Annotated in this window: 10 protein-coding genes; 7 read left to right on the forward strand and 3 right to left on the reverse strand. The window is 44.1% G+C overall.

All coding sequences use genetic code 11. From position 1 onward, the window contains the following. Window positions 1-284 precede the first annotated feature (284 nt). The 6 genes from trpD to DWW43_RS08505 all read left to right on the forward strand — a co-directional run bounded on the left by trpD (window position 285) and on the right by DWW43_RS08505 (window position 7,538). Complete coding sequence (gene trpD, locus DWW43_RS08480) at window positions 285-1,295, forward strand: anthranilate phosphoribosyltransferase (protein WP_119963300.1); 1,011 nt, start codon at window positions 285-287, stop codon at window positions 1,293-1,295. Window positions 1,296-1,365: 70 nt separating this feature from the next. Then, window positions 1,366-2,196, forward strand: a complete 831-nt coding sequence (gene trpC, locus DWW43_RS08485; RefSeq protein ID WP_119963301.1) for an indole-3-glycerol phosphate synthase TrpC — start codon at window positions 1,366-1,368, stop codon at window positions 2,194-2,196. Window positions 2,197-2,290: 94 nt separating this feature from the next. Beyond that, window positions 2,291-3,475: a tryptophan synthase subunit beta gene (gene trpB, locus DWW43_RS08490; protein ID WP_008401721.1), complete on the forward strand. Its 1,185-nt coding sequence runs from the start codon at window positions 2,291-2,293 to the stop codon at window positions 3,473-3,475. Next, on the forward strand, window positions 3,468-4,238 hold the full coding sequence (gene trpA, locus DWW43_RS08495) for a tryptophan synthase subunit alpha (RefSeq protein WP_008401720.1): 771 nt from the start codon (window positions 3,468-3,470) through the stop codon (window positions 4,236-4,238). The genes trpB and trpA overlap by 8 nt, the downstream gene beginning before the upstream one ends. A gap of 461 nt (window positions 4,239-4,699) precedes the next feature. Next, window positions 4,700-6,127, forward strand: coding sequence for an MBOAT family O-acyltransferase (locus DWW43_RS08500; RefSeq protein ID WP_119963302.1), 1,428 nt, complete (start codon window positions 4,700-4,702; stop codon window positions 6,125-6,127). Window positions 6,128-6,335: 208 nt separating this feature from the next. Next, window positions 6,336-7,538 (forward strand): DHHW family protein, encoded by a 1,203-nt coding sequence (locus DWW43_RS08505; protein ID WP_008401717.1) that lies wholly within the window; start codon window positions 6,336-6,338, stop codon window positions 7,536-7,538. Window positions 7,539-7,552: 14 nt separating this feature from the next. Here DWW43_RS08505 and DWW43_RS08510 read toward each other — a convergent pair whose 3' ends face one another. The 3 genes from DWW43_RS08510 to DWW43_RS08520 all read right to left on the reverse strand — a co-directional run bounded on the left by DWW43_RS08510 (window position 7,553) and on the right by DWW43_RS08520 (window position 10,411). Next, window positions 7,553-8,467, reverse strand: coding sequence for a radical SAM protein (locus tag DWW43_RS08510; protein WP_119963303.1), 915 nt, complete (start codon window positions 8,465-8,467; stop codon window positions 7,553-7,555). Next, complete coding sequence (locus tag DWW43_RS08515) at window positions 8,464-9,297, reverse strand: Mrp/NBP35 family ATP-binding protein (protein ID WP_119963304.1); 834 nt, start codon at window positions 9,295-9,297, stop codon at window positions 8,464-8,466. The genes DWW43_RS08510 and DWW43_RS08515 overlap by 4 nt, the downstream gene beginning before the upstream one ends. A 79-nt stretch (window positions 9,298-9,376) precedes the next feature. Then, window positions 9,377-10,411, reverse strand: a complete 1,035-nt coding sequence (locus tag DWW43_RS08520; RefSeq protein WP_119963305.1) for an alpha/beta hydrolase — start codon at window positions 10,409-10,411, stop codon at window positions 9,377-9,379. A 193-nt stretch (window positions 10,412-10,604) separates the two neighbouring features. Between DWW43_RS08520 and DWW43_RS08525 the strand changes: the two genes are divergently transcribed. Then, complete coding sequence (locus tag DWW43_RS08525) at window positions 10,605-11,489, forward strand: YitT family protein (protein ID WP_008401711.1); 885 nt, start codon at window positions 10,605-10,607, stop codon at window positions 11,487-11,489. Window positions 11,490-11,557 lie beyond the last annotated feature (68 nt).

The raw sequence follows: 11,557 nt of genomic DNA on the forward strand, positions 1-11,557 counted from the left end.
GCTTCCGCTCGTTTCCACTCTGTGTAACTTCGAACTAACCTCGGCTTAAGCCTCGCTAAGGTCTCAGTTACCCCTGCAGCGGTACTAAGATGCTGCTAATGCACCATCACACCACAGGGGTGCGCTTTCGTTCTAAGCTCGTGCAAGCACTCACTAAGTACGAAATGTGAGTACCGGCGGACTCAAATGTCCCTGTCTTGGTAAGTCAAAATGTTTAATCATAACAATTCTATACATAACCTGCAAATGTCTTATTAAAAGATAATATCAAGGAGGAAATGAATATGATTACAGAGGCAATCGCAACAGTAGTAAATGGTGAAAATCTAGACAAAGAAATGGCTGCGGCCGTTATGGATGAAATTATGAGCGGAGAAGCAACACAGGCACAGATCGGAAGCTTCTTAACAGCCCTTCATATTAAAGGTGAAACAATCGAGGAGATCACAGCATTTGCTGAGATCATGAGAAAACACTGTGGTGAATTTACACCGGATGTCGATGAGGAGATCGACATCGTAGGAACCGGTGGAGACTGCGCAGGAACCTTCAATATCTCAACTGTTTCCTCATTAGTAACAGCCGCAGGCGGTGGTAAGGTGGCAAAGCATGGCAACCGTGCAGCATCCAGCAAATGCGGAACAGCCGACTGCCTGGAAGCCCTTGGCGTCAACATCGCAGCAGACTGTAAAGTCAGCGAAGCCTGTCTGAAGGATCTTGGTACCTGCTTCTTATTTGCACAGAAATATCACACAGCAATGCGATTTGTCGGCGCTCCAAGAAAAGAGATCAAGATTCCTACAGTATTCAATATCTTAGGACCTCTTGCAAATCCGGCAAAAGCAAATCTTCAGTTACTCGGTGTCTATGATGCCTCCCTTGTTGATCCGCTTGCAAAAGTACTCAGCAACCTCGGTGTAAAACGTGGTATGGTCGTTCATGGAAACGACGGTCTGGATGAAATCTCAGCGGTTGCAACAACAACTGTATGTGAATTCAACGATGGCACATTTAACACCTATACCTTAGACCCAACCGCATACGGCTTCACCCTCTGTGACAAAGCCGAACTGGTCGGTGGTACACCGGAAGAAAATGCACAGATCACAAAGGATATCTTATCCGGCAAGATCACAGATGGCAAGCGTACAGCCGTTATCTTAAATGCCGGTGCGGCTTTGCATATCACAAACCGGATCTCACTTGAAGAAGGCTTCGCCCTTGCAGCCGATATTCTGGCAAATGGCAGCGGTCTGAAGAAACTGGAAGACTTTATAGCAGCAACAAACGCTTAATTATTTGTAAAAGCAAAACACATAACCGACCCGGAACCTTTAATCTCCGGACCGCTATGGAGGAATATATATGATCTTAGATGAAATAGCAGCAAAAACAAAAGAACGGATTGCCAGATGCAAAGAGCAGATCTCATTTGAAGAAATGAAGGCAAAAGCTCTTGCAATCGTAGAAAAGGAAACAGAGAACGGAACAAAACCTTATACCGTTTTTCCTTTCCGTAACAATCTGGCAAAGCCGGGAATCTCCTTTATCTGCGAAGTAAAAAAGGCTTCTCCTTCCAAAGGACTGATCGCACCGGATTTCCCATATATCGAGATTGCGAAAGAATATGAAGCCGCCGGTGCATCCGCCATATCCGTGCTGACCGAACCATTTTATTTCCAGGGAAGCAACGAATATCTGACAGCGATCCATGAAGCAGTATCCACTCCGATCCTGCGGAAGGATTTCACCGTCGATCCTTATATGATCTACGAGGCAAAAGTGACCGGTGCCTCTGCGATCCTTCTGATCTGTGCGATCCTTACCGACGAACAGCTCAAAAGCTATTACGAGCTTGCAACAAGTCTTGGCCTGTCCGTTCTGGTAGAAGCACACGATGAAGAGGAAGTCAGACGTGCGATCGCGATCGGTGCAGATATCATCGGTGTGAATAACCGTGATCTGAAAACCTTCATCGTTGACATCATGAACAGTGTAAGACTTCGGACATTGATCCCGGATTCGATAAACGGCAAACCGGTCGTCTATGTATCCGAAAGCGGCATCCGCACACCGGAGGACATCGACCGTTTAAAGGGAAATGGCACAGATGCAGTATTGATCGGAGAAACCTTTATGCGAAGCCCTGATAAGAAAGCCGCATTTGCATGGTTACGGGGTGAAGCTATAGGATAGAACCGGATCCTGTTTCTGCAGGAACAACGAACTTTATTTGAAAGCATTAATGATATTTATAATATAGAAACAACACATACAGGAGGAAACATATATGTCAAAAGGACGTTTTGGAATCCATGGCGGACAGTACATACCGGAAACACTGATGAACGCCATGCTTGAGCTTGAAGAAGCATATAAGAAATACAAAGATGACCCGGAATTCAACCGGGAGCTGACAGAACTGTTAAATGAATACGCCGGCAGACCTAGCCGTCTGTACTATGCCAAGAGAATGACAGAGGATCTCGGCGGTGCAAAGATCTACCTGAAGCGCGAGGACTTAAACCATACTGGAGCACATAAGATCAACAATGTTATCGGTCAGATGCTCCTTGCAAAACGAATGGGTAAGACAAGAGTTATCGCCGAGACAGGAGCCGGTCAGCATGGTGTTGCAACTGCTACAGTTGCTGCCATGATGGGTATGGAATGTGAAATCTTCATGGGCAAGGAAGACACCATCCGTCAGGCTTTAAATGTCTACCGTATGAAATTATTAGGAGCAAAGGTTCACCCGGTAGAAACCGGTACAGGTACATTAAAGGATGCCGTTTCCGAAACCTTCCGTGAATGGACTTCCAGAATCGATGATACTCATTATGTTCTGGGTTCTGTTATGGGACCTTATCCTTTCCCTGAGATGGTTCGTGATTTTCAGGCTGTTATCAGCAAGGAGATCAAGGAACAGCTTATGGAGAAGGAAGGCAGACTGCCGGATGCCGTTCTCGCCTGTGTCGGCGGCGGTTCCAATGCGATCGGCGCATTCTATAACTTTATTCCGGATAAGAGCGTTCGCCTGATCGGATGTGAAGCAGCCGGACGTGGAATTGATACATTTGAGACAGCCGCAACGATCAATACCGGAAGACTGGGTATCTTCCATGGTATGAAATCCTACTTCTGTCAGGATGAATTCGGACAGATCGCACCGGTTTATTCTATTTCAGCAGGTCTTGACTATCCGGGAATCGGGCCGGAACATGCATACCTGCATGACATCGGCAGAGCAGAATATGTCGCTGTTACAGATGACGAAGCTGTTGATGCATTTGAATATCTGTCCAAGATCGAGGGTGTTATCCCGGCGATCGAGAGTGCTCATGCGGTTGCCTATGCAATGAAGCTTGCACCACAGATGGACAAAGACCAGATCATGGTTATTAACATTTCAGGACGAGGCGATAAGGACGTTGCCGCCATCGCCAGATACAGAGGGGAGGATCTCTATGAGTAATATTAAAAATGCATTCAAAAACGGAAAGGCGTTCATCCCATTTGTTACATGTGGTGACCCTGATCTTGAAACAACAGAACAGATCGTATATGCCATGGTAGAAGCAGGTGCAGACCTGATCGAGCTTGGTATCCCATTCTCAGATCCAACCGCAGAAGGGCCTGTTATCCAGGGTGCAAATATCCGCGCACTCGCAAACCATGTTACGACAAATGATGTATTTGACCTTGTGAGAAAGCTCCGTAAGACAGTCACCATCCCTATGGTATTTATGACTTATGCAAATGTTGTCTTCTCTTACGGCTCTGAAAAATTTATCAGCATTTGTAAGGAGATCGGCATTGACGGACTGATCCTGCCGGATATCCCTTACGAAGAAAAGGATGAGTTCGACGGTATCTGTAAGAAGTATGATCTGGATCTGGTATCCATGATCGCACCAACCTCTCACGACCGTATCAGCATGATCGCAAAGGAAGCAAATGGATTTATCTACTGTGTTTCTTCTCTCGGTGTTACCGGAACAAGAAGCAAGATCACGACCGATATCGGTGCTATGACCAAGCTGGTCAAAGCCGCAACGGATACTCCGTGTGCGATTGGCTTCGGAATCTCAACACCGGAGCAGGCAAAGGAAATGGCTGCTCACGCTGACGGCGTGATCGTCGGCTCTGCCATCGTCAAACTCTGCGCCAAATATGGCAGGGACTGCGTGCCTTACATCAAAGACTATGTCGCAAGCATGAAGGACGCCATTCGGTAGACGAACGCCCATGTAAAACCATGTGACTATATAAAAAGAACTGCCTTACTTAGACTCGCTGTGGTTTCTATGATCTGCATATACGTGATTCGCAAATGTTCCTGTGCCAACTCGCCTTTCAGGCTCAAACAGGCACCCACATTTGCTCGTATATGCATCTCATTACGAAATCCTCGCTAATGTCTTAGTAAGGCAGTTCTTTTATATAGACCGTATAGTTTTACATGGGCTGATTTTTTCTCATCTCCTTAAAATCCTATATTTGTAGTCTTAATACTGCTGTATATCTGTATATGCCTGCCGATATTGTAACTATGTACACAATCTATATATTTTCCCGTTTCTTAGCCGGTTTCTCACAAATATTTAATATTTAATCCGATTGACACTACCATACGTTAACTTTATAATTGTTACGGCGACAGAAGTCGACATAATAATGAAGTTAGTTGGAGTATCACATGGTTTTTTCCAGTTTGACATTTTTATATATTTTTTTACCGGTTACAATGGTTATCTATTATATTGTCCCGAAGCAGTTACGGAACCTGTTCATACTGATCAGCGGTCTGTTCTTCTACGCATGGGGCGAACCAATCTATGTATTTGTACTGATCGCATCGACAATGATCGATTATTTTGCAGGTCTGGTCATTTATAAGGCAGGCGACCGTCAGGCACTTCGAAAGCTTGCACTGATCATATCGATGGTCATGAATCTGTCCTTACTTGGCTTTTTCAAATATAGCAATTTCATCATAGAAAATATTAATAACATATTCGGAACGCACTATGGTTCACCGACCTCTCTGCTTCCGATCGGTATCAGCTTCTTTACCTTCCAGTCCATGTCGTATACGATTGACCTGTACCGGAAGAACATCTCTGTTCAGAAGAATCCGATCACCTTTGCAGCCTTTGTCACGTTGTTCCCACAGATCGTAGCAGGTCCGATCGTTCGTTATGAAGATGTAGCTGCCGAGCTGAATGAACGTGTGATTGACATCGACCTGATCTGGGACGGTGTTCTCCGCTTTGCGGTCGGTCTTGGCAAGAAGGTTCTGATCGCAAATAATATCGGTGTTGTCTGGACAAATGTCAAAGCTATGGACTTATCCGAGCTTCCGGTTGCAACCGCATGGCTTGGTATTGCCGCTTATACCTTACAGATCTATTTTGATTTTTCCGGGTATTCTGATATGGCGATTGGTCTGGGTAAGATGCTCGGTTTCCATTTCCCGGAAAATTTCAATTATCCGTATATGTCGAAGAGTATCAGTGAATTCTGGCGCAGATGGCATATGACCCTCTCCGGCTGGTTCAAGAGCTATGTATATTTTCCTCTCGGCGGAAGCCGCAAGGGACTTGCCCGTACGATATTCAACACCGCAGTTGTCTGGTTCTTAACCGGTGTCTGGCATGGTGCAAGCTGGAACTTCATTCTGTGGGGTTCTCTGTACGGTGTTCTGATCATTATAGAAAAGCTGGTTACAACTGCTCTGACAAAAGCAGGAAAGCAGGATATCTTTACAAAGATTCCTTCTATTATAAAACGTGTTTATGCGATCGTCCTCGTCATGCTTGGATGGGTACTCTTTGATACATCAACGATCGCACAGGCATTCTCCTATATGGGACGGATGTTCCGCTTTGGCAGTAGCTTCTACGACAGTTATACCATATATATCCTTGTGAACTTCGGATTGTTATTCATCATTGCAATCATCGGTTCTACGGATCTGCCAAAGAAGCTGGCTATTAAGCTCGCAGACAAAGTTCCGGCTGTCGGCAATTACGGAAGCGTCATTTTGATGGCGATTCTGATGCTGCTTTCCACCGCCTACCTTGTCAACGCAAGCTATAACCCATTTTTGTATTTCAACTTTTAAAAAATGAGCCATGCAGCATCTGCAACCCATATAGATGTTGGGAGCTTGCTCACAATCATCTATATGAGGTTCGGATGCTATACGGCGAATGCCGTAAATCGAGCCGTTAGGCGAGATTGGCATGGCGATAGCCTTTTCGAGCCGTCAGGCGAGATTGGCATGGCGTTTTGCAAACGCCTATTTATAGAATTTTGTGAGGTGAGCCCTTATGCATAAAAAAATCGGAATTATCATATTTGCATGTATCATCATCGCTCTTCCCATTTTGACACTTGTTAAGCTGCCAAAAGAGAAAGCGCCTTTTTCCGAAAATGAAAATCGTTATCTGTCGGAATTTCCAACCGTCAGTCTTTCCTCCATCAAGGACGAGACATTTATGAACGGTTTTGATTCCTGGTTCTCTGACCGGTTCTATGGCAGGGAACAGTGGATCTCAGCCATGAATGATTCTGAACGATTGATGGGAAAAACAGAGATTTCAACTGTATATACAAAGGATGATCAGATGATGCAGGTGCTTTCAGATTATGATGATATCGGCGCCGCGTACAATGCTGATAAGATCCATACAAATCTTGCTGTTATTAACAGCTTCGCTGCAAAGCATCCGGAGGTTCCAACCTACTTCATGCTGTGTCCAACCTCTGTCGGTATCTATGGAGACTCCCTGCTGCCTGCAGCTGTTATGAATGTATCAGTTGACGAAAAAGACATGATAGAATCCTGTTATCGCGAGCTGTCCGGCGTGACACCGATCAATATATATAATACATTAAAAGAACATGATAGCGAGTATATCTATTATCGTACCGACCACCACTGGACATCCCTTGGTGCTTACTATGCATATCAGTCTGCCGGAGCAGAGCTTGGATATACTCCTTATGAACTGAAAGATTTTACAAAGGAAACCGCCAGTACAGAATTTCAGGGAACCCTGTTCTCAAAGACCTTGGATCAGTCTGTTACAAAAGATGAGATTGATTTCTACACTCTGGCAGATAATAGTGTAACACCATCCATGACGACATCGAATGGATTTGACAAAGAAGATTCTCATGACTCCATTTTCTTTCGCGACTATCTGAATGTCAAAGACAAATACGCATCCTATACCGGACAGAATGTTGCAGTTGCAACGATCAGCCGTAACAAAGCATCCGATGCGGAAAATGCTTCAAATACTTCGGATTCCGGAAAGCGTTCCATCCTTGTGATCAAGGACAGCTATGCGAATTCAATGATGCAGTTTCTGATCAATAACTACGATACCGTAACCATGATCGATCTGCGATACACGAATCAATCGATCAGCAATCTGGTAAATGTCGAAGACTACGATCAGGTATTATTCTTATACAACTGTATTACTTTTTCCGATGAAAACGACATCATAAAAGCGGGCTTATAAAAGGCCCGCTTTCTCTATATCCCTTCATTTGTAAATGGAGGTATAAAACTCTCTGATGCCGTTTCTCCTTCCTGGATGAAACCATTTTCTACACCAATCGAGATCGCATAATCAACCAGTTCATCATATTCCCGCTCTGTCAGTTTGCGGTTCAGTTCCGGGAACTTCTCACCGATACCCTCCATCGGAGTGTACTGGTTCATAATGCTGATGTAAATATTATTTCCATATGTTTTATATAAGTAACGGACGACCGCCTTGGAATCCTCGATACATCCCGGCAGCTCCAGATGACGGACAATAACACCACGCTTCATGATGCCATCCTCGTCAAATGTCGTCTGATCGCCTCCAACCTGTCGTACCATCTCCACCAGTGCCCGCTTCGCCACCTCCGGATAGTCCGGTGCGTGACTGTATCTTGCTGCCAGATCTGCCGACATATATTTGAAATCAGGCAGGTAAATGTCAATGTATCCATCCAACAGCTTCAGGGCTTCGATCTCCTCATACCCGCTGCAATTATAGACAAACGGAAGATCGAACCCCTGCTTCTTTGCCATATCGATTGCCTCTATGATCTGTGGAATAAAATGATCCGGCGTTACCAGATTGATATTATTGGCTCCCTGCTCTTTTAACTCAAAGAAGATTTCCGATAAGCGCTTTATCGTGATCTCTTTTCCATTCAAGCCCCCGGATATATCATGGTTTTGGCAATATGCACATCCAAGTGAACACCCGGAAAAGAATACCGCGCCCGATCCGTTCTCTCCGGAAATGCAAGGCTCCTCCCACATATGCAATGCCGCCCTTGCGGCTGATATTGATAATGTTTCATTACATGCCCCTGTCTGTCCGTTTATGCGGTTCACCCCGCATTTTCTCGGACACAGGTGGCAGCTTTCCAGTAATTTTCTAAGTTTCATCCTATCTTTCCCACGATCGTCTGTGCGAATTCCTTCAGCTTTGATTCCGGCATATCCTCGATCTTACCTTCATCCATCAGACCGGCAAGTGCAGGGTCGATTGGAAGCTTTACGACCGTCTCGATACCGAAACGATCCTGTATCTCCTCTACTTTACTCTCACCGAAGATGCTGTGTTCTTTGCCGCAATCCGGGCATTTGAAATATGACATATTCTCAACCAGACCTAAGATACGGATTCCCATATCGTCTGCCATACGGACTGCCTTCTCCACAATAAGAGACACCAGATCCTGTGGTGTTGTAACAATAACTGCGCCATCAACAGGCAGAGACTGGAATATCGTAAGCGGTACATCTCCGGTTCCGGGCGGACAATCAACCAACATATAATCAATATCTCCCCATACAACATCTGTATAAAACTGTTTTACTGCTCCCGCGATGATCGGACCACGCCAGATAACCGGTGCCGTCTGATCTTCGATCAACAGATTAATTGACATCATCTTGATTCCGGTCTTTGTTTCAACCGCATACAGGAAATCATCGCCTCTCTCCGGTTCTTCATTTATTCCAAATGCTGTCGGAATCGAAGGTCCGGTAATATCTGCATCCAGAACCGCCGTTTTATAACCAAGACGATTCAAGGTAACTGCAAGGGATGTCGTTACGGATGATTTTCCAACACCGCCTTTTCCACTGATAACTGCTATAATATGTTTGATCTTTGTTCCTTCATGTGGTGTTTCAAGTAAACTCTGAGGAGCAGTTCTTGATGAACAGCTCTCTCCACAACTACTACAATTATGATTACAACCTTCTGCCATTTTCTTATACTCCAAATTTCATTTCATATTTTTTCAAGTCTTACAAATACATATACTTTCTATATGAATCGCCATGCACTTATTCATACTGACGGAACCATGCACATTCTTCCTCATTGCACTGTACGCCTTCCGGGTTTTTCAAATTGATGTGAAATACATGTCCGCTATCCGGATGTTCCTCTCCAAATGACCGGATCACGTGCCGGATACCCAGCGTCTCCATTCGTCCATCCAAATAAATGGTATGAAATCTCAGATTATCATTTACACTGTACATCAGATATGCCGGTGGAAAATCTTTCGTCAGATACTCAAGCTGTGAAAGAAACAATTTTCTCTGCTCTTCAGATACTGCATAACTTCCATCTTCCTTCTTCATATACCAGTCAGAAATATTATCCTCCAGTTTGTCCATCTCATATGCTCCGCAGTTCAGGCACACAGCCTTTGGAAGTCTGTCATATGTAAAGAAATCCAGCTTGCTCCGATACGCTGCATTCCCGGCAATAATGCAATAATTTGCCGTAAGCTGCGCTCCTGCTGAATCCCCCAGCATATAAAACTTTTCCATATCCAGATGAATCACCCCTGCATTCTCATGAATATATCGGATAAGATATGCCACATCTTCGATTGCTGCCGGATATTTATTCTGAGGTGCCAGTCGGTAATTAAAATTTACAACCGCAAATCCCTTTGATGCCAGATGGCAGCAATAATAACTATACAGCTCTTTATCTCCATAAAACCATCCACCGCCATGAACGCTGACGATCACCGGATATGTTGTCTGCGCATCCGGCTCAGCCGGATAATATATATCAAATAAACTGTTTGATGCATAACGTTCAGAATCAAGATTCAAAGCATCGTCCGGATCATTATAATAAATGATTCTTTCATTATCTTCTCTCTGGAAAGATTCATTCCATTTTTTTACGTCTATCGCTTTCTTATAATCCAGATTCTTGATCTGAATTACATTATCCGGATATGCCAGCCCTTCATCCCGCTTTGCATCACTGGCACTCCATGCATGCCGCATATTTAACCATGCCGGAAGCTCTGCATTTTTATTTCCTTGATTTATAATTTCTGAAACATTTTTCATATTATTCTATTTCCTCTAATATCACATAATATATGAGTCTATCTTACTCTCTGACAAATACGAATGCAAGAAAACAATAAACTTCCAGTAAAGATTTAATTAAATTAAGCACGATTCTCTTGTAATCAATGGTTTTCTCGTGTAATATTTGACCATAGTAAAAAATGTATATGACAGAACAGGAGGCTTTTATATGAATAAACTAAAAACCATCTTTCGTTCCCTACACTGGAAAAATATCCTCGGGCTGACCATTGCCGGGCTTATCAATGCCTTCGGTATTACGATATTTTTAAGTCCTGTTAATCTCTATGACAGTGGCATATCCGGTACTTCCATGCTGCTAAGCCAGATCACTCCGGAACACCTGTCACTTTCTGTTTTCCTTATTATTTTAAATATTCCACTATTCTTATATGGCTGGAAAAAGCAGGGATCTACCTTCACCATCTATGCGATCTATGTAGTTGCAATCTACTCTCTGGGTGCATGGTTGATTACAGATGTCCTTCCTGTCGATGTCCGATTTGTATCTCCGCTTGCAGGCTCCGATCTGCTTCTGTGCGCACTCTTTGGCGGTCTGATCTCTGGTGCGGGAAGCGGACTTGCGATCCGTTTTGGCGGTGCAATGGATGGTATCGAGACACTTGCGATCATATTTGCCAAACGCCTTGGCATCACCGTCGGAACCTTTGTTATGGCATATAATGTAATGCTTTATATCATCTGTGGCATTATCCTGAACAGTTGGATCCTGCCTCTCTATTCCATCGTTACATATATGGCTGCACTTAAGACTATCGACTTTATCGTAGAAGGTATTGACCGTTCCAAAGCCGCCTATATCATTACAACGAAGCCACAGGAAATCTGTCAGGAACTCTCGGATACATTTTCCTGCGGTATAACGATGATCGATGCAAAGGGCTTCTATTCGGATCAGGAAAAGACCATGATCTACATTGTTGTAAACCGTTTCCAGATTGGAAAGATGAAGAATATTGTCCATGAACTTGACGATAAAGCCTATGTCTCCATCAGCGAGATTGCCGAGGTTTACAGCTTTAACAAACAATAATATCTCAATAACTTATTTGCGCAACAGAAACAGGCACCGGTATTATCACCAGTGCCTGCCTTGCATAA

Source organism: Clostridium sp. AF15-41, assembly GCF_003604095.1.
Taxonomy (GTDB): Bacteria; Bacillota; Clostridia; order Lachnospirales; family Lachnospiraceae; genus Coprococcus.

What these genes read in the sequence shown, in the direction of transcription:
- trpD (WP_119963300.1), top strand. Translation starts at nt 285, where the DNA reads ATGATTACAGAGGCAATCGCAACAGTAGTAAATGGTGAAAATCTAGAC.
- trpC (WP_119963301.1), top strand. Translation starts at nt 1,366, where the DNA reads ATGATCTTAGATGAAATAGCAGCAAAAACAAAAGAACGGATTGCCAGA.
- trpB (WP_008401721.1), top strand. Translation starts at nt 2,291, where the DNA reads ATGTCAAAAGGACGTTTTGGAATCCATGGCGGACAGTACATACCGGAA.
- trpA (WP_008401720.1), top strand. Translation starts at nt 3,468, where the DNA reads ATGAGTAATATTAAAAATGCATTCAAAAACGGAAAGGCGTTCATCCCA.
- DWW43_RS08500 (WP_119963302.1), top strand. Translation starts at nt 4,700, where the DNA reads ATGGTTTTTTCCAGTTTGACATTTTTATATATTTTTTTACCGGTTACA.
- DWW43_RS08505 (WP_008401717.1), top strand. Translation starts at nt 6,336, where the DNA reads ATGCATAAAAAAATCGGAATTATCATATTTGCATGTATCATCATCGCT.
- DWW43_RS08510 (WP_119963303.1), bottom strand. Translation starts at nt 8,467, where the DNA reads ATGAAACTTAGAAAATTACTGGAAAGCTGCCACCTGTGTCCGAGAAAA.
- DWW43_RS08515 (WP_119963304.1), bottom strand. Translation starts at nt 9,297, where the DNA reads ATGGCAGAAGGTTGTAATCATAATTGTAGTAGTTGTGGAGAGAGCTGT.
- DWW43_RS08520 (WP_119963305.1), bottom strand. Translation starts at nt 10,411, where the DNA reads ATGAAAAATGTTTCAGAAATTATAAATCAAGGAAATAAAAATGCAGAG.
- DWW43_RS08525 (WP_008401711.1), top strand. Translation starts at nt 10,605, where the DNA reads ATGAATAAACTAAAAACCATCTTTCGTTCCCTACACTGGAAAAATATC.